This is a genomic window from Pseudoalteromonas sp. S3785 (assembly GCF_005887365.1).
Taxonomy (GTDB): Bacteria; Pseudomonadota; Gammaproteobacteria; order Enterobacterales; family Alteromonadaceae; genus Pseudoalteromonas.
In genome coordinates this window covers 16987-36180 of record NZ_PNCT01000026.1, presented here as the reverse complement: position 1 = coordinate 36180, position 19194 = coordinate 16987, and the positions used below count along the sequence as shown (strand labels likewise).

17 protein-coding genes and 1 pseudogene are annotated in these 19194 nt (G+C 39.1%); 9 read left to right on the top strand and 9 right to left on the bottom strand.

What is annotated here, in order from left to right; translation table 11 throughout:
* Positions 1-308: 308 nt before the first annotated feature.
* The 3 genes from CWC17_RS07720 to CWC17_RS07710 all read left to right on the top strand — a co-directional run bounded on the left by CWC17_RS07720 (position 309) and on the right by CWC17_RS07710 (position 1917).
* Entirely contained in the window at positions 309-722 is a 414-nt protein-coding gene (locus CWC17_RS07720) for a hypothetical protein (protein WP_138612518.1), read from the top strand.
* Positions 723-827: 105 nt separating this feature from the next.
* Positions 828-1184 carry a hypothetical protein gene (locus tag CWC17_RS07715; RefSeq protein WP_138612517.1) on the top strand — a complete coding sequence of 119 codons (357 nt, stop codon included), beginning with the start codon at positions 828-830 and terminating at the stop codon, positions 1182-1184.
* A 247-nt stretch (positions 1185-1431) separates the two neighbouring features.
* Positions 1432-1917 carry a hypothetical protein gene (locus tag CWC17_RS07710; RefSeq protein ID WP_138612516.1) on the top strand — a complete coding sequence of 162 codons (486 nt, stop codon included), beginning with the start codon at positions 1432-1434 and terminating at the stop codon, positions 1915-1917.
* A 210-nt stretch (positions 1918-2127) separates the two neighbouring features.
* Here the strand turns inward: CWC17_RS07710 and CWC17_RS07705 are convergent, their stop codons facing one another.
* Positions 2128-2730 carry a thiamine biosynthesis protein ThiC gene (locus CWC17_RS07705; RefSeq protein ID WP_138541100.1) on the bottom strand — a complete coding sequence of 201 codons (603 nt, stop codon included), beginning with the start codon at positions 2728-2730 and terminating at the stop codon, positions 2128-2130.
* A gap of 222 nt (positions 2731-2952) precedes the next feature.
* Positions 2953-3654 (bottom strand): metal-dependent hydrolase, encoded by a 702-nt coding sequence (locus tag CWC17_RS07700; protein WP_138612515.1) that lies wholly within the window; start codon positions 3652-3654, stop codon positions 2953-2955.
* A gap of 226 nt (positions 3655-3880) precedes the next feature.
* On the opposite strand from CWC17_RS07700, the gene CWC17_RS07695 reads away from it, so the two are divergent.
* Entirely contained in the window at positions 3881-4303 is a 423-nt protein-coding gene (locus CWC17_RS07695; protein ID WP_138612514.1) for a hypothetical protein, read from the top strand.
* Between the two features lie 10 nt (positions 4304-4313).
* On the opposite strand, the gene CWC17_RS07690 is transcribed toward CWC17_RS07695, so the two are convergent.
* The 5 genes from CWC17_RS07690 to CWC17_RS07670 all read right to left on the bottom strand — a co-directional run bounded on the left by CWC17_RS07690 (position 4314) and on the right by CWC17_RS07670 (position 10344).
* Positions 4314-5945 carry a sensor domain-containing diguanylate cyclase gene (locus CWC17_RS07690; protein WP_138612513.1) on the bottom strand — a complete coding sequence of 544 codons (1632 nt, stop codon included), beginning with the start codon at positions 5943-5945 and terminating at the stop codon, positions 4314-4316.
* Complete coding sequence (locus CWC17_RS07685) at positions 5938-6378, bottom strand: type 2 periplasmic-binding domain-containing protein (RefSeq protein WP_138612512.1); 441 nt, start codon at positions 6376-6378, stop codon at positions 5938-5940. The genes CWC17_RS07690 and CWC17_RS07685 overlap by 8 nt, the downstream gene beginning before the upstream one ends.
* Positions 6379-6380: 2 nt before the next feature.
* A complete protein-coding gene (locus tag CWC17_RS07680) occupies positions 6381-7643 on the bottom strand; it encodes a hypothetical protein (RefSeq protein ID WP_138612511.1) in 1263 nt (420 codons plus the stop codon).
* A 277-nt stretch (positions 7644-7920) separates the two neighbouring features.
* The gene (bktB, locus tag CWC17_RS07675; RefSeq protein ID WP_138612510.1) at positions 7921-9114 is read right to left on the bottom strand and encodes a beta-ketothiolase BktB; all 1194 of its coding nucleotides are present in this window, start codon (positions 9112-9114) and stop codon (positions 7921-7923) included.
* Positions 9115-9189: 75 nt separating this feature from the next.
* The gene (locus CWC17_RS07670) at positions 9190-10344 is read right to left on the bottom strand and encodes a YbfB/YjiJ family MFS transporter (RefSeq protein WP_138612509.1); all 1155 of its coding nucleotides are present in this window, start codon (positions 10342-10344) and stop codon (positions 9190-9192) included.
* Positions 10345-10487: 143 nt separating this feature from the next.
* Here CWC17_RS07670 and CWC17_RS07665 point away from each other — a divergent pair, with 143 nt between their 5' ends.
* The 5 genes from CWC17_RS07665 (at position 10488) to CWC17_RS07645 (ending at position 17191) form a co-directional block, all read left to right on the top strand.
* Entirely contained in the window at positions 10488-11324 is an 837-nt protein-coding gene (locus tag CWC17_RS07665) for a LysR family transcriptional regulator (protein WP_138612508.1), read from the top strand.
* Positions 11325-11463: 139 nt separating this feature from the next.
* On the top strand, positions 11464-12279 hold the full coding sequence (locus CWC17_RS07660) for an ABC transporter ATP-binding protein (protein ID WP_171042072.1): 816 nt from the start codon (positions 11464-11466) through the stop codon (positions 12277-12279).
* A complete protein-coding gene (locus CWC17_RS07655; protein ID WP_138612507.1) occupies positions 12279-13727 on the top strand; it encodes an ABC transporter permease in 1449 nt (482 codons plus the stop codon). Before CWC17_RS07660 ends, CWC17_RS07655 begins: the two co-directional genes overlap by 1 nt.
* Positions 13724-14995, top strand: coding sequence for a DUF3526 domain-containing protein (locus tag CWC17_RS07650; RefSeq protein WP_138612506.1), 1272 nt, complete (start codon positions 13724-13726; stop codon positions 14993-14995). The genes CWC17_RS07655 and CWC17_RS07650 overlap by 4 nt, the downstream gene beginning before the upstream one ends.
* A gap of 84 nt (positions 14996-15079) precedes the next feature.
* Complete coding sequence (locus CWC17_RS07645; RefSeq protein WP_138612505.1) at positions 15080-17191, top strand: TonB-dependent siderophore receptor; 2112 nt, start codon at positions 15080-15082, stop codon at positions 17189-17191.
* 106 nt (positions 17192-17297) lie between these two features.
* Here the strand turns inward: CWC17_RS07645 and CWC17_RS07640 are convergent, their stop codons facing one another.
* Both CWC17_RS07640 and CWC17_RS07635 read right to left on the bottom strand, forming a co-directional pair.
* A complete protein-coding gene (locus tag CWC17_RS07640; RefSeq protein ID WP_138541088.1) occupies positions 17298-18047 on the bottom strand; it encodes a substrate-binding periplasmic protein in 750 nt (249 codons plus the stop codon).
* A 138-nt stretch (positions 18048-18185) separates the two neighbouring features.
* A pseudogene (locus CWC17_RS07635) lies at positions 18186-19100 on the bottom strand (2OG-Fe(II) oxygenase family protein).
* Between the last annotated feature and the right edge of the window lie 94 nt (positions 19101-19194).

The following is a 19194-nucleotide window of genomic DNA, read 5'->3' as shown; positions in this document are numbered from 1 at the left end:
TGAGAAAAAATTAACAAGAAACCCATATTAAATTTTGAAATTAAGATGGGTGTAAGTCTAAATGAATTGAATGAGTGTCTTGTTAATTCTCGTCATAAATACAGTGGTTTGAGTTTTGTCCCATAACATTATTAACATGCGTTATGGGGTTAAATAACAAAGGCTACTGGGTAGCAATTGTTATTGCCTGATTTATAAACGAGTTGTTTGGTGTGATTTTCAAGCAACGTAATATACGCCGTTTTGGGGTGTTATAATCCCCCAAAGTGGTGTTCAATAAGCTGTTATATGCAAAGGAATCTTCAGAAATGGATGCGCTCGAAAAATTAGCGGAGAGAAACCGCCAACAAACTAAAATAAAAAAGGATGAAAAATTCTTAACGTATTTTGTTTTGTTAGGCTTATTGCCTTTCTACGCAGATCTCATTTATTCTAAATTTGTTGTTGGTTTAGAGTTTCCTGAAAGCTTTGGGTATTTTCTGCTATCATTGGCTGGGAATTGTATATTCGCTTTTCCTGTTTTAGGTATGGGGAGTCTTTTACTTTTTCCTCGATTACTGAAATTGTTTACTTTAATTGGTATTCAAACTTGGTTTGCATATTTTTGGGTATTCCATGACTTAACTTGGGTTGGCTTTTTCCCTTTAGTAATTGTGTATATAACTTTTTATATACAATTACCAAAAATAAAGCAACGTGCCGCAGAAGAAGATGGCATATAAAAAGCTAATAAATAAGGATAAAAAACAGTTGGCTGTTTTCGTTCCACAACATTTTAGCCAACAATTTTTAGCCTGTTATTTGGGCTTTAATTTGCACAGGGATATATGAATACGCCTCAAATTTCATTGGAACATGGATATACCATTTTGCTAGTTGTTGGTAGTTCTATGCTTATTTTTTTATTAGCTGTACAAAGATTCGTTGTAGGGTTTAAAGCTTTGAATCATTTTTGGTTAGCAGATAGCACTGCTAAAGAATTGTCATATTTTAATTTTCTAATCAGTGTCTTTGTTAGTTCATTATTTGATAGCAATATGAACACGCAACGTTTACTAGCTATGGCTAAGCTCAAATCTAGTTTACGTTTATTTTTACTCGCGTTTTTTATTTTATTATTTAGTCGTAATGGTGGTTTTGAGTTTGTTGAAAGCTTAATTACAGCAATGAGTAATGCAAATTAACAATACACCCATTAGAAAAAGCCAATGTCAGTCCAGTTTCTGGCTGTATTTACACACTGTGCTGTAACAAATCTTGACTTCGTACATCAAAAGATGGGGTTGTTAAAAGCTTTTAATCTAAGTTAGTTATAACCCCTAAAATCGCAGCGTCTCTAATCCTCTTTATGGATTGGTCTTTAAAGTTTTATCTTTTTTTGAACGTGGTGCTTGATTTAGACTTGCCAAAGTTGAGGCATTTTAAGTGCATATGATGAAAATTTACTACGAAACAACAATAAGCTTTAATAGCATTGAATTTTTGCCATATGTGCTTTTTATAGTTATTAGTTTCATCTTTATTGGGAGGCTCAAAAAATTATACGATTTATATATTAAACGTTTTTTTAAGTTTAATTTCTTCGTCTTATTTTTTATATTTATTCTTTACAATCTTGCTTCTACAGCTTCTTTATATTCGAAAATGCAATATATAGCTAAAATAAAATCGCATGAGCAGAGAGTTGTAACAGGCGAAATTGAAAAATTAGTAGAAAAAGAAGGAGCAAGTCGAACACAGAGTTTTTCAGTGTCAGGAGCGACTTTTAAATATAATAACTATCAAACTGCGCCATATTTTTTTGCAAACCGGAAATATAACAATAAGGTTATTTTTAATGGAGGTTATGTTGAAATACATTATATCCAAGATAATGGCAATAATTATATCACCAAGTTATTTATAGAACATGATTGAGCGTTTTAGTCAAAGAGAGCGTCTAATCTTATAAATTTTGATTCAATCTATTAGCGCTCTAAAAGCGAAGCGCCTCTAATCCTCTTTGTGAATCTATCTTAAAAATAAGATCGCTGTGACCAAATGTAAAACATCGGCGGATTAGCACTTTAATACACGCCGATGTTTATAACTTATCTAAATAAGCACATTACTTGTAAGGTTTTAACCTTAGTCTGCTTTACGGTTAAGGCTAAATAAACAGATTGCTAAAAGTAATGTTGCAATCATACCTGATGCGCCAGCAACACCTGATGGCAAGAATCCATCACGGCCACAGGTAATTAATATTGCATTGGCAAGCATTGCAACTGCGCCTGCAAGGGCTGTAAGGCTACCTAAGGCTTTGCCACCTTTAGCAATAAATGATAAGCCAAATACAAGTGCTGCTAAACCCAATAACAATTTAGCTGCGTAGTAAATCATGAATGACAACGACACCACGCCACCAATTAAAGGTTGTGCGCCTTCTACTGTGCCCGCCACTTTACCAAATGTTGAAAACAACGTAAGGCCAACGCTTACCTGCACTATGTTAAGTACTGCGCTAAACGCGATAGCAGACCAGCCTAACTGAGCGTTTTTTGCTTGCACCATAGCCGTGCCTGCAAAGGCAACAAGTAAAGTAAATACCAGTGCCTCTAGCCCCCACGCAACTTGCCTTGAAAAACTAATTTCAGCAGTATAAAGCGCTGAATAAATACCCTGTGATATTGCTAATATCAACAATAACGATGCTGTAACTAGGGTGGTGCGTTTATGTGTAAATTCCATTATGGTCCTCTTGTAATTTTATATTTGACGCTTTAAAAGTTTCAGTCGCTTTGCACACATCAAACAGGTGAAAGTATTGCTGCTATAAGACAGGTAAAGCGATTTAAAAATTTCAGTTAAACCAATAAAAATAATAATTAATTACAAAAAGGCTAAAATGAGTACGTTTAATAAAACTTAAACTAGCAAAGTGGCATTGATTTAAGCTATTAAACGCTCTTTTTAAGATAAAAACCTAAAATCAGACCAATCACTTAATGCGGTAATTGTTTGCTCGATAGGCGGGGCTACATAGATTAAACCGGCAATGGTAATAACCGATGCTAACGTTATTAGTTTATTATCAAAGTCGGCAATTTTGAGCGCAGTACCAAAAGAGCGTTTAATAGTGACATTATTTAGATCGACACTGTAAAGCTCATCAAGTAATAAATGAAGTAACCCGCCAAGTAAAATAAACCCACCTGCTAACCAAGCAAAAGTAGCGGCGAGTACGGTTGATTGGTCGTTTAGTTTCCACGTTACTTGCGTAGTTAATAGCGCGCATAGCAGCAAAAATAATAACGAGTGGCAACTGCCTCTATGTACGGTTATCCATTCAAAAATGGGCCTAACAATGTATTTCATGAATCCGTACACCAATAATGGCACCACAATTAACTCTACAAAACTAATTGTAATAATAAGCTTGGTGGTTATGTAATGCAGCACCAGTAATACAGCGCTCAGTGCAAATAAGTTAAAAATAGTATCCAATGATGTAGAGTTATCTGAGTCTATGTCGGGTAATAAGCCGCCAATTGAGCCTAAAAACCATAACCAAAGTGCGCCGTTTAAATCGATATGGCCTGCAGATAATAAAGTGGCTGAACCTAAGCCGGTAATGATGACTGCAGTATTAAGATGAGTATTGAAATTTGCCATTGTATCTCTTGATAGAAAAATAGGTTGGCATTCTATCAATCAAAAACTTAATTGTTCAATTTACTTTAAAGGTTTGGATGTAAATCTATGTTTTAGGGGGCTGATTTATCTCTTTTTACTAGTGTAACTATTTTTGGTCAATAAGGTAAGTTGTAATTATTTATATAAAAATCAATAATAAGCGTAGTTATTTAAGCTTAGCAGACTAAATGAAAGGTCACTTTTTATGAATCAAAATAGATATAAAGCATCGTTTCCTGCGCCTAACATTGGTAGTCACTATTTTGTTTCATCAACGTGGAGTAGTTATGGTTTCTGGGCTTTATTAGCACTGACTCCGCTTGCTCATTACATGATGTACTACAGCGAAGACGGTTTAGCGCATGGGGAAGATTTAAACACTTTAGGGTATGTAATATTTGGCGCTATTGTTTTGTTTGTTTTAAATATTGCTGCCCAATCTATATCTTGGTTAGGCAGGCTTTTGGCAGTGGTTTGCTTTAGCATTAGCCTGTTCTTTATATTATTGCTTATCTACCTTAGCGCATATAGTCACTTTCCAATCGCTTATTTAGGTGTTATTTCGTATTTTGGTTTAGCGGCTTATTTTTATAATAAAGATTATTTAAAAGCCATAAAAACGCTATAGCATTCGCTAGCTAATTTTTTATATCGTCATAAAAGGCCACTTTTCCTCGGCCTGTTTCTTTTACGTGATAGAGGGTTTTATCGCCATTGTGCATTAATTGGTGAAGTTGTGTGCCATCAGTAGGGGCTATCGCAATACCTATGCTGGCACCAATTGCACATGTTTTACTTGGCGCAATAGTAATGGCTTGTTGTAGTTCATTAAGTAAAGTAATAGCTTGCTGATGCGTTGCCGCTTTATCGTAAAAAGTTACGAGCCTTGCAACAATAAATTCATCACCGCCTAAGCGGATACACATATCGTTTTTTTCATGAAAAAGTGTTTTAAATCTGTGCGCTGTTTCAATTAGCACTTTGTCTCCGGCTTCGTGGCCGTAGGTGTCGTTTATGGGTTTGAATTTATCTAAATCTATCATCATAAGAACTAGGTGTTGATTGTGTTCAGTGCATTCTTGTAAGGCTTTATTAAGGCGTTTTTCACCAGCGCGTCGGTTTAATAAGCCAGTGAGTGGGTCATGATCGGCTTCAAAGCGGGTTTGTAGTTCACGTTCTGCACGATCGGTTACATCATGTAAAATAACTTCTACTAGTTGCTGTGGGTGTGAGTGTCGTTTGCTTTCTCTTTGGTCGGTTAGCCTTACAAATAAGCAATGAAACCAGAGCGTTTTGTGACCCACTTTGCATTCTACATCTAAGGTCGTTTGCGGTGGGTTTTGCGCTGAGCGAATAGCGACTAGTAGGCTTTGTAGTTCGTCTACATTGCCCAAAAGCTCAGGAAAATGCAAACTTGGTAATTCTTTTTCGCCAGGTACCGTAAAGTAATGCTCAAATGCTGGGTTGAAGGTGGTGATTGTGTTTTTATCATCAAGTAAACAAATACCAGCGCTGGCTTGTTCAAATATCAGTCTAAATTTAGCTTCAAGCGCTTGGGTTTTTTTACGCAGTGTTTGCTCATTACTAATGGTTAAATGTAGCTCGTGCATTAGGGCATTTATACCGTGCGTTAAGCGGCTTATTTCGTCTCGCTTGCCTTGCTTAAACGTTAGCATTTTAAGGGTTTCTGGCTCGCTCGGGTTTATTTTAGCAAAGCTGTCGGTTAGGCTTTGAATGGGTTGAGTAAGCCAGCGCTGCACAACCAGCGAGACAAAAAATGCGATTACAATAGATTGTATTAGCATTAAAATAAATTCTTTTTTAAGTGCTGCCTGTGCTTGTTGCTGTATAAATTTATCGTCGGGGTATATTGATAATACCCCTATATAGGCGCCTTCTAAAAAAGGGTGAACGAGCTTCACTGACACGGCTTCTTTTTGTTTATTAATCGTGCCATTGGCAATAAACAACGCTATGTCGCCTTTTGCGTTTGTTTCTCCTTGTAGGCTCGCGCCTTGTACTAAATCGTTACTGATAAGGCCATTAACAATTTCTTGGCTTAATTCTTTGTCGTTTAAGTAAGCGGCTATAGCGGCTGTTTTTTCCATTGTTTGCGCTAGTTGTTTAACGAGTAGGTAATTGGTGTTTTTCTTTTCTTTAAAGCCTGAGTAATAAGACAGCATGGACGAGACGATAGACACAACAATAGCAACCATTGCTATTGATAGAGCAACCCGTATATAAAGTTTTTGGCTAATAAATTTAATCAACTGTATAAACCACTTTTACTGCATCGGTCACTTGCGATAACGGAATGTAGCCAATCGCAAATGGTGATGATGCTATTTTGTTTAACGCATCTTTTACAGAAGCTGAGGGCGAGGGGGGCTTAGCACGGCCTGAAAATAACAGCCTAGCCCAATAGGCATTTATTTTTTGCTCGTCTTTATTAACTAGCTTTAAGTAAAAATCGTTTTTAAGTGCTGACTGTGCGGGTAAATCAAAGGGTTGTGAGGTTTCACCGTCTGGGAATGTTAAATAGCGGCCCATGTAAATATCAATAATCTCTCGTTTTGAAAGGCTATTTATAGCATTGTTCTTATTTACGACTACGGCAAACTCTGTTGATTGTGCATAAGAGCTCACAAAAAGCAGGCATAAGGGGAGCATTACATTAAGGGTTAGGTTACGTGCGCTTATCATAACTAAAACACCATACTAGCATTTAAACTAAGTATATGTACTTTATTGCCTTTATTTGCGTCTGACGGATCACTAAGGCTCCACAGCCCAGCACCTTGAGGCTTTATGTCAAAGCGGTCTAACTGGGCTTTAAATACTAAACGATCCGAAAAATGCCATTTTACGCCTACGTTAATTGAGTATTGGTGAACATTTGTAATTCCAGCAGCGGCTTGAGTTGCAACAGCGAGTTGCTGTATGGGCACAGAAACCTGATCGGGTGTGCCTGGTAAAAACACTGGGTTGTTTACTTTAACTACGTCATGGCGGTTTTTAGCTGCTGAAAAACCGGCGTAAAAAATTGCATCATCTACTCTATAACCTGCACTGATGTAGCCACTAATTACAGATGGTGCCACTATCCAATCAGACTCTGAAACCCCTAACTCAGACTGAATAAGCCAATTATTATTATCGTAAGTAGCGCCAAAAGCTGCGTATTCAATACTGTTGCCTTTGGTGTTAAATTTGTTAGATATGCTTTGTGCTTGCGGCCAAATACTTTGCGGTACTGAGTCGAGTGCGGCAATAAACTCACGCAACGAGCTTTGTTTATAATTTCCAAAATCTGACCTTGATAGCGAAAAACGCATAGTCCATGCATCTTGAGTGTATGTTGCACTTAGGGTTGTTAAATTATCAAAATCAATAAAAAAATCGTCATTATAGGCTTGTAGTTTTGCTGTAGAACTACCGTAAGCGAGCTTTAAACGTAAAAATCCATCGTTAATGGCTTTACTGTACTCAACATCAACACCATCAAAATTACCGGCAATATTTGCAAACGAATAATACGAATGCGGTGGGCGCACCCATAAATAGGCATACCCTGCGTAAGGGTATTCAGAGAGCAAATAAAGGTCGCTATTTAGCCTGCCAGCCCGAATAGCCCAATGGCGAGTAGGGCGATAACGTATAAAGGCCAGCTCTAAAAAATTATCAAAGCTTTTAAAGGCATGATCTTGTATTACAACTTGAAAAACCGAATCCCATTTTTTAGCCAGTGATATATTAGCTTGTCCACCTAAAATAGAATCTCGGGTTGCGGAAAAACCGGCTTCGTTTTCATTTGAGTAGCTAGATGCAAAGCCAATATCTGAATCGTCAGTGTAACTGAGGGTTAAAGAGGCAAATCCACTAAATTGTATATCAAAGTCGTTTGCATAGGTTGTATTTGTAACAAAGATTGCCAATAACGCTATGGCAATTGTGCCTCGATGCAGCATGTTAGCTCGTATTTATTTACACTTAATATAATAAAAAGATAGCACATTATTTTATATACCCAACTTAACGACACAGTTTTGACTAAATAAATTAGGATGTTAAACCAAAATATTTACATTCTTTTGGATTAGATTTGTTTTTTGGTATTTAATCGTTTGTGAATTCAGATATGTTTTAGTTTTAGACTGCTTTGTGTCACGGTATTGGTAGGTGTAGAAAGTGCATCGACTTAAAGTTAGTATTAATCTCTGCACTTTTTTTAATTTACTTTTCTGATTACAGCGCTTCAAAAATGGCTGCTATACCTTGGCCACCGCCAATACACATAGTGACTAAGCCATACTTGCCTTTAATACGTTTTAGTTCGTACAAACACTTGGTAGATAAAATAGCACCGGTTGCGCCAACAGGGTGGCCAAGCGCTATAGCCCCCCCATTTGGGTTTACTTTATGCTCAGGAAAGTTTAATTCATTTGCTACGCATAATGCTTGTACAGCAAAGGCTTCATTTGATTCTATTACGTCCATGTCATCAATTGTTAAGCCAGTTTTATTAAATACCTGTTGTACAGCAGGGATTGGCCCTGTGCCCATTAATACGGGCTCTACACCTGCTCTTGCATAACCTATTAATCGGCCGAGTGGTTTTAAGCCTTGCTCATTCGCTTTTTGCTCCGACATAAGCATGAGCATGGCTGCTGCATCGTTAATCCCCGACGAGGTTGCTGCTGTTACTGTTCCATTTTGTTTAAAGTAAGGTTTTAACGTAGCTAACTTTTGCTCTGTTGTGTTTTCACGCACATGCTCATCTGTGTCAAACACATGGATATTATTTCGCGTTTTTATCTCTATAGGGACTATTTGCTCTTTAAAGTGTCCTTTAGCTATCGCTTTAGCTGCTTTATGATGACTTTGCGCTGCGTAAGCGTCTTGTTGGTTGCGGGTAATGTTATATTTTTCTGCAATGTTTTCGGCGGTGATCCCCATTGGGTCGTTATCCCATGGATCTTGTAATGTAGTGGCTAGCTCATCAAGCAATGTGCTATTGCCCATTTTTTGGCCCCAGCGGTTACTCTCTAGTGTGTAGGCTGAGCTACTCATGCTTTCTGTGCCGCCTGCTAAAGCTGCATCTACGTCACCTAGTTGAATTTGTTGGGCTGCTTGTATAATGGCTTCTAAACCTGAGCCACATAAACGGTTGAGTGTTACTGCATGACTACTAATTGGTAATCCTGCATCAAGGCCAATGACTCTGGATAGGTAAGCATCTTTAGGGCCATTATGAATAACTTTACCTATTACACATGAGCCCATTTGAGTTGGTGATATATTTGCTCTGGCTAATGCTTCTTTAGCGCAAAGTGTGCCAAGTTCTGCAGGAGTGAAATTTTTAAGACTCCCTCCAAAGCCACCTATAGCGGTGCGTACTGCGCTTAGAATAACTACACTATTGTTATTAAACTTTGTCATTTTTTGTCTCTTATTATTTTTATGCCTATTAACTTATCAAAACATAGTTTGAGTTGTTATGTAATTATAAATTAATTACTTAGAACGTTTTAAAAGCCAAAGTAAAAACAACGTACCAATCATTACTATGAATGCCGATAAATAAAGCGCCATATTATAGTTACCAAAATACGTTAAAAGGTATCCGCTGGGAATGGGGGCTATTATTTGTGCGGCGCCGTAGGCTAGGGTCATTGTGCCCATAAACCTTGCTGGGTTACTGGGGTAAAAGTTACCTGCCATGGTTAATACAAGGCTTACACACGCTATAAAGGTGCCTCCAAACAGTAATACGCTTATTATAATTACAGGTAATGTATTACTTAGAGTTGGGAGCACAATACCAATTGCTTGCAAGGTGTATGCAGCTATTAACGCTTTAATAAAGCCTGTACGCCTAGCTATCCGATCCCATATTAATGCTGCAGGAATTGCTGCTATCCCTAGTAATAAAAAAGCAAAGCTACCTTGCCCTTTTAGGCTATCAACACGCTCCACTATATCAACAATAAATGTAGAGCTAACTGCGTAACCATATCCTGCACAAAAATAGGCCAGCATTATTAATAATTTAAAGGTTTTAGTGGGCGGATTGTCTTTTTTAGTGACCTTTATTTGTTGTTGAGCGCTTGGGTGTGGCATCCATAGCCATGCGGGTATTGCAATTACAGCCGCCATAACGGCTAAGGCTATCCATTGTTGCTGCCAGTTACTCTCCATGTCGAGCATATGCTCTACGAGCAATGATGTAGCAACAATACTTATACCCGCACCAGCAAAGTGAATCCCAAGCTCTGCGCGGTGATTATTGTTAACTAGCCACTTTAAAATAAGGCCTGAGGCAATAATAAACCCACCTGCGCCGCAAGTACCTGCAATAAAACGTAGTAGTGCCCATACGTATACATTACTGGTTAATACCATTGCCGCAGAGGTAATAAAACTCAAAATAAGGTAAATGTGGTGCAAGTTATATTTGTGATTTAAGTTATGCATGTTTGCAGCTATAAATACACCAAACATATAACCCATAAAGTTGGAGGTGGCTAACCAGCCAGAGCCTAGCTCGGTTAAACCTGCACCATTTTGCATTATGGGTATGAGTAAGCTATACGAAAATCGAGCTACGCCAACGGTGACTATTATGCTGCAAATGCCCGCAAGGTAAGCACGTGTTTTTGTGATGGTCATTTGTTTGTTCTACTTAAAGTTTATAGTTGTTATTCGCTAAGAATACGTGGCTCTGTTAATATAAAAAATTGAATTATTAAGAATTAAAAGTTCTCAAAAAGAGAAGTATTTAGTGACTTATTTAAAATTAATGTAAGAACCCTATGGAAATATTAATACTTAAAACGTTTAAAGCTATTGTTGATGAGGGCGGTATTAAAGGTGCTGCTGAAAAACTAAATACGGTGCAATCAAACGTTACTAATCGCATTAAAAAGCTTGAGCAAGAGCTAAACACAAAACTATTTACGCTAACTGGGCGCAAGCTTGAGCTAACCCCAAGCGGTAAACAGCTTTGTGAATACGCAGATAAAATATTGCAGTTGGAGTATCAGGCAACATCAGCAATTTTAAATAACAAGGGCAGTTATGAGTTACGAATTGGTATGCCCGAAACGTTTGCAGCTGTACATATGCCTTTAGCTTTAAAGCAACTTAAGGATAATTACGCGCATATTAGAGCTAAAATTTTTACAGATACGAGTGAGCGACTCGTATTTTCCGTTTTAAATAACAAGGTTGATTGCGCCGCAATTGGTAATGCATCAAAACATGAAAACCTTGAAGTAATTCCCGTTGTGTATGAAGAGTTAGTTATGGTTACTCCGCTTGATGGCGATCATTACCCGGTATTATTTGTAAGAGATGAGGGATGTGGCTATAGAAAACATGCCCTTGTTTGGCAGCAAAAGTCAGGGCAAGTAAATGATGAATTAATGATTATGAGTAGCGCCGATGGTGTTTTAGGGTGTGTGTCTGCGGGTTTAGGTTACACAATAATTGGCAAAAACATGGTGGTAGGTAGCCGATACGAAAAGTCGTTGTGTATAAGGCCTGTTAACTTTGGGCCTAAGCATGTAGAGCTTTCTATTGTGTACAGAAAAGATTGCCCATTAGAGCCTGGCGTACTTACTTTGGCCAATCTTTTAAAAACAAAATAACTAAGCAAATTTATTTAATTAGCTTTCATCACATAAATATGACTTATTTATTAAGTTAAAAATGTTATAGTGTTGCAATTATTATTTGATATAGTATAACATTCGCCGCATTCTAATTTCCCCTTAATAGAGTGTGAATGTGACTACACCTACTGCAATTAATCAAACATCACCAATAGAATCTCAACGCATTGAAAATATTAGCAATTCTGAATTAAATAATGCTCAAACCGCTAAAAGCGAAGCCATTATTGAAGTGAATTCGTTAAGTTTTAGCATTAAAAATAACGCCATTTTAAAAAACTTAAATTTTAATGTAGCTTCAGGCGAAATTTACGCATTACTTGGTGGTAACGGTGCGGGTAAATCAACCACGTTAAAAACGTTACTGGGTTTTAACAAGCCAACGCAAGGCTCTGTAAAGGTAGCGGGTAAAGAGATAACACACGCGCTTGATTTTGTACGCGGTAAAACAGCGTATTTACCCGAGTCGGCAACGCTATACCCGCATTTAACCGCCCGCGAAAACGTAGACTATTTTTTATCACTTGCTGATATTAAAAAAACAGATGAGCAAGTAAATGCAGCGTTTAATCGTGTTGCGCTACAACAGGCTGCATGGGAGCGCCCTATGCAAACGTACTCTAAAGGCATGAGGCAAAAAACTGCGATTGCACTGGCTATTTTACGTGAAGCACCAATCTTTTTACTTGATGAGCCTACCTCGGGCCTTGACCCTGTTGCTATAGATGAGTTTAACCAGCTGGTACGCGAGCTGGCATTAACAGGTGCGACTATTTTAATGGTGACTCATGATGTATACGGCGCGTGCCAAGTAGCTAACCGTATTGGTTTATTAAGAGCCGGTGAGCTGGTGGGCGAATTTGATGCGCCTGAAAATGGCCGCATTGATACCGAGCAAGTACATGCTGCGTTTGCACAAAGAGGCGCGTAATGGGCTTAAATAATTTATCAAAGGTGGTGATAGTTGCCAAAGATGAGTGGCGCTATTGGCGTCGCTCTAAACTTGCAATGACCGTTTTAGCTATCGGTTTATTATTAACGCTTTCATCGGTGGTGGTGACTGCCATTACAATGCACGAACTTAGCCATGCACGCCACGAGTTACAAACACATGCTGAGCAAAACTTTGTTGATCAACCCGATCGTCATCCACACAGAATGGTGCATTATGGGCATTACGCTTTTAGAACGCCAACACCACTTAGCACACTTGACCCTGGGATTGATGCCTACACAGGTAACTCAATATTTTTAGAAGGGCACAGACAAAATAGCGCCATGTTTGCAGAGCAGCGCCAAGGCACAGCGCTTACTAAATTAGGTAGCTTAACGCCTGCTTTTATAGTGCAAACGTTAGCGCCGTTACTGCTTATATTAATTGGTTACAGCTCTATTAGCCGCGAGCGTGAATCGCAAACGCTGTCGTACTTATTAGCGCAAGGCACCAAAGGCAGTACGCTTATTGCCGGTAAAGGGTTGGCTTTACTTTCTGTTGTGGGTTTAATCATTACGCCATTGGCTATATCGGCCTTATTGACGCTATCGGCGGGTGAAAGCCTATTAGCAGTTGCAAGTTTTGTTGCAGGGTATGCGTTGTATTTATCCGTGTGGGTATTACTTATTTTATTAGCATCGAGCGTGTTTAGTAAAAACAGCGGTAGCTTTACGGCACTTGCGTTTGTATGGATTTTACTATGTGTAGTTATGCCGCGTGTAGCAAGTACCAGTGCTTCTACTGCTGTGCCATATGCCGGTAAAATAGAAACCGATTTTGCCGTTAAAGCTGAGCTTAGAAAACTAGGTGATGGCCATAACACCAACGACCCTGCATTTAAGCAATTTAAACAATCACTCCTTAAAAAGTACAACGTAAATAGTATTGATGAGCTGCCGGTAAACTTTAGAGGGCTAGTAGCAAGCGAATCAGAAGCTAAACAAGCTAAAGTACTTAATCAATTTGCTGAGCAGCGTATGCAAAGTGAACTTGAACAAACACAAGTATCGCGTCACTTTGGTTGGGTATCGCCTATGGTAGCTATTCGATCGCTGTCGATGATTGTGGTGGGCACAAGTATAGAAACCCACCATCGTTTTTTACGCGAAACCGAGCAGCTACGTTTTGATTTTGTTCAAGGGCTTAACAAAGTTCACATTGAAAAACTTGATTATCAAACCGATATGAATCGCAATGCCAATGCTGCAGCGACTAAAAAAGCACGTGTAAGTGCCCAAAACTGGCAAATACTGCAAAACTTTAACTTTGATGTAGACAGTGCTGATGTTCGTGCACAAAGGAGTGTACCTGCGTTTTTACAGTTATTGCTGTGGATTGTAGTTCTGGTAGGCGGTATTAAATTTGTAGGAAAACGTTTGATATGAGTTATTTAATTACACAACTTACACGTGAATGGGGCTTTTTACTGCGCCAAAAATACCTAGTGGTATTGTTGCTGTGTAGCTTTACTTTATCAGGTTTTGCTATATACAGCGGGCTTAGCGAAGTAAATGCCCAGCAGCAAACAATAGAGCGCCTAAAAACAGCAGATCAAAGCGATCGCGCTAAAGTGCAGCAAAAGCAAAGTGATGCGGGCATGCTAGCGTATTACAGTTTTCATTTAACGTATTCGCAGCCTTCAACGCTTGCCTTTGCGGCTTTAGGTGAGCGCGATATATTCCCGTGGAAACATCGTATTAATTTGCTTGCACTTGAGGGGCAAATTTACGAAAGCGATGCACAAAATGCTGAGCTTGCCCAAGCTGGTAAAATCGATTTTGTATTTGTAATTAGTGCGTTAGCGCCACTGGTTATTATTTTGCTGTTCCATGATTTATTTGCAAATGAGCGTACAAGCGGCAGGCACGATTTACTCGTTACTACAGCTAAGTCTTACTTTGCATTGTGGGGGGCACGTATTACCGTGCGCTTTTTAGCAGTAATAGTGTGTTTAATGCTGCCATTTTATGTGGGGGCAATTATAGCTGGAGCCAACGCAGTTGAAATAGCTTATGTATCGGTTTTATGTATTGCTTATCTTGCCTTTTGGACCGCGCTTAGTGTGTGGTGGGGTAAAAATGCCAGCAGTGCACCGCGTGTTGCCTCTTCTTTAATTGGTTTATGGGTATTATTTGCTTTTATTATTCCTATTTTAGGCGACCTTGCTATTAACCAGTCTGTGCACTCTCCTAAAGGGGGGGACATTATGCTTACCCAGCGAGAAGCGGTAAACGATGCTTGGGATTTACCAAAATCGGCAACCATGCAACCTTTTATTAAAGAGTACCCAGCGCTTGCGCCTTATATAGATATGAGTAGCGAGTTTGAATGGAAATGGTATTACGCATTTCAACACATGGGCGATTTAAAAGCCGCTGAACTTTCGAAAGCCTACCGCGATGCCGCAGCTAAAAAATATGAGCTAGCTGGTTTTGTATCGTTGATTTCGCCACCGCTTTTACTTCAGCGTAGCTTAACCCGTGCCGCTAAAACTGACTCAATTGCCGCGTATGCTTATGAGCAGCAAATTAGAGATTATCATCAACAATTACGCGAGTTTTACTACCCTTGGTTATTTTACAAAGGCGATCCAACCAAAAAAGCACTTGAAAACATGCCACGTTTTGAAAACACCACTCAAAGCAGTAACTAAAAATACAGCGCTAAACGCACCTGTTTAGCGCTATTTAAATTACAACATAATTATAAAATACTTATATTACTCATAAGGTTAAAAATGAAAACCAAACCAATAGGGCTTAAGCTCACTTATTTAAGTACGTGCTTAGTAAGCTTATTTAGCAGCCAAGTTATAGCTGCTGAGCAAAACCAACCAAGTGAAAGCGTAAAGGATGACGCAATAGAAAAAGTGACGATTGTTGCATCTCGCCAAGCTTATCAAGGTAACTTTAGCCCTTTAGAAACACCGCAATCCGAGCTTAAAATTGATTTAGAATCGCTTGAAAACGCAGGTGCAGTGAGCCTTGACCAAGCTCTTGATTTATCAGCCTCTGTTGCGCGCCAAAACAACTTTGGTGGGCTTTGGAATAGTTTTGCATTACGTGGTTTTGTCGGCGATGAAAACTTACCCAGTAATTATTTAGTAAATGGGTTTAATGCTGGGCGTGGGTTTGGTGGATCGCGTGATTTATCGGGTATTGAGTCGGTTGAGGTATTAAAAGGCCCACGTGCCGCTTTATTTGGCCGAGGCGAACCCGGTGGCACAGTAAACTTAGTTACAAAACGCCCAACGTTTGATACCGAAGGTGAAATTAAAGTTTCAGTAGGGAGTTTTGATACTTACCGCGGCGATGTTGATTACACAACCCCACTTAACGACGACGTAGCAATTAGACTGGTTGGCTTTTACCAAGACGCAAAAAGCTTTAGAGATACAATAGAAACCACAAAGCAAGGGTTTAGCCCATCAATAGTATGGAATATAAACGAGAGCAGCCAGCTTATATACGAGCTTGAATATAGCGAGCAAGAAGTACCGTTTGATAGAGGTGTATTAGCTATAGATGGCGAGCTTGGCCTTATTCCTGAAAGTCGCTTTTTAGGCGAGCCGGGGGATGGCCCGATTGAAGCCGACGTACTGGGGCATCAGTTAGAATATATTTATGACTTTAATGATAACTGGAGCATTTTGTTTGGTGCAAACTACCGCGATACTTCTATGGAAGGTTTTGCAACCGAAACGGGTTTTGGTGGCGTAGTAGATGGCGAAGTAAACCGCTTTAGACGCTACCGCGACTTTGATGCCAAATACCACGTATTGCGTGCAGAGCTAAGCGGAAGTATTGAGCTGGGCGGTTTTGAGCACCGTTTAATTATAGGTGTAGATAGCGATAAATTTGAAAACGACCAAGTTATTCTGCGTGTACGCGGGGATCAATACATTAATGTATTTAACCCTGTTTACGGCGCATATGAATTACCCACGCCCACATCGAATACTGACCGTGTAGAAATTCAAGAGTCTGTAGGCATTTTCATTCAAGACCAAATAAGCTTAACCGATAAATTAGATATTCGTATTGGTGCACGTTTTGATGATTACGAGCAGCGCTTAAATAATCGTTTAGCAGGCACAAAAACAAAACAAACTGAGTCACGCGTGAGCCCGCAGTTTGGCGTGGTTTATGAAGCCAGTGATTATGTTTCTGTTTATGGCGCATACGGCGAAAATTTTCGTCCGCTTTCGGGCGCTGATGCCAACGGCGACGGTTTTGAGCCTAACCAATCTACCTCTGCAGAGCTGGGTGTTAAATTTACATTAAACGATGGCGCGTTATTTGGAACGGTTGCCGTATTTAAAGTAGAGCAAGACAACATGCTAGTGGTAGACGACCCTACAGCGTTTACTTATGCAGCGATTGGTGAAGCGCAAAGTAAAGGGATAGAAATTGATATAACGGGTAAGCTTACCGATAGTGTAGAAATTTGGGCATCGTATGCATATGTTGATGCTCAAATAGAAAACTCATTTTTTGATGCTAACTTTGGCTACACCGTTGAAGCCGGAGAGCCATTGTTAAACGTACCAGAGCACCAACTTAGCTTACAACTGGTTAAATCGGGTGAGCTACATGGCAAAGCAATAAAATTTGGCGGTGGGTTATTATATGTTGATAACCGCAATGGCTTTTTTGGTACTGACTTTGAGTTACCAAGCTACACAACCGCACGTGCATTTGTAAATTATGAAGTAACAGACGCGATTGGCATTACGGCTGAGGTAAATAACCTGTTTGATGAAACGTATTACACAAACTCGTTTGCTGATGCGTGGGTACAACCTGGTACACCAAGAAACGTTAAGTTTTCTGCATCCTATAAGTTTTAAAATGCTTTAAGCTAAAAGTTCAGCGACCACTGATTCGCTGAAAATCAAAAGGCCGCTTACTTAAAGCGGCCTTTATTTTTGTTTGTTTACTCAATTACTACAAACATTAATTAGCGTGTTTGTATTTTTCAAAAATTTTGTAGTACTCCCCTGAGTTTTTTAATTTTTGCAGCTGTAAGTTAAAGTCATCACGTAGCTTTTTAGACTTAAATAAATAGCCATTTGGGCTTTTACCAAACAACGCGAAACGATCTACAGGTTGTGTGGTATCAATACCTTTAAGGGTTGAGCGATAGTAATCAAAACTTTGTTTATCCATTTGAATGACATCAGCTTTGTTTGAAAAAAGCATTTTTACTTGCAACGATTGGTCATGAACCTCGTAATATTGCGTATTCGATTTAGCCATTTTTGCGTATTCTTCGCCTAACTGAATGGCGGCGCTGGGCCATGATATTAAGCTGAAATTCGCTAAGTCTGCTATTGATGTAAAGTTGAAGTTGTTGCTTTTTAGAGATATTGCCATATTTTCGTATACGTACGCCTCATCAGAAATATACCCATTGAGTAGGTTTCCGTTAGCGGTATTTAAATTTATATCGGCAATGACATCGATTCTGCCTGTAATGTAGCCTTTAGCGCGGCGCGTATAGGGGTAATAGCGTGGTTCTATTTGGTACCCTAAAGGCGTTAAAGCCGCTTTAATAATATCAATGGTTAAGCCACTATGTGTATGTGATATTACAAATGGCGGCAGTGTTTCGCCAAACCCAACCACCAGTTTTTGTTTAGCCGCTGCTGTATTGGTAAAAGTAAATAAAAGTAGTGTGATTGCTATAAAAAAGGGTAACTTCATTAGGGTGTATAATTTAAATCATCATACTCAAAAGATAGTAACTAAGTGATTACGTAACAAGTAAATAGCCCATTAAAGTACAATTTAATAAATTTAATGGGCTATATGAGTGCTTATGACGACAAGTTTAACTCCGCTTTAAAAAGGAGTATAGCCGTCCGGTGTTGTTTTAGGTGTAGTCCAACGTGCTATTGCATCAATGTCTGTGCGCTTTGAACCCGGTGCGGGTATACGGCCATTATCGCCAAAAAGCTAGAATACAAGGTTTGTTCTGTCGCCACTGGTTATCGGTTTTGCCGCATGTGGTACATTGCCTTTGTGGATTATGGCGGTGCCAGGTTTAAAGCTAAGTTGCACTACTTTGCCATTTTCTTGGTCGTAAAAATCAAGCTATGAGCCGCTAAATTCATCACCTGGCAGATTTAAATTAATATTAAGTGTTACTGATGATGCATCAGTATGCGGGCGAATAGACGCATCAGTGTTAGGGTCGTAATAAATAGAAAAACCAAATGTTTGCGTATCGTAACCCATTATTTCGGGAAATAATAAACGCGAAATAGGGCGCATATAAATATTTAATATTTGGTTATAGAATGCCTGAAAACTTGGCGCAGCTAAATAACCCTCTGAGCGTTTGTCTAGCATGGCACCGCGGCGGTTCAATACTATACCGTACGGTGGACGCAGAGGTATATTAGCATTCCATACTTTTTCTAGGTAACCACGTAAAACGGCTAAACGCTCAGGGTCAAAAAACTGAAACTGATACACATCTGTTGCTACTTCTTTTAAAAGCGCTTTTACTAAATGCTCTTTTGATGGGTTTTGCCATGCAGCATTAACGGCTTTACGTAAGTTTTTATCGAGTAATGAATCGTCGAGGGTAAAGGTGGTTGTATCTACTTCGGTTTCTTCCCACTCTTTCCAGGCTTGTGTAAGTAGTTGGTCGTTGTTGTACCAAAAATGCTGTACTGAGTGCTCACGATTTAACATGGCCTCTCTTGAAGGTAACGCTAGAGCACGAGCAAGTTGTAATTGGGTGGCAGACATAATATGTTACTCCAGTTATTGAATTAGCTTATATCAATCTAGGAGTGCAATTTATTATATTTAATAAAGTAGATAAACGGGCTGCTTTAGTAAA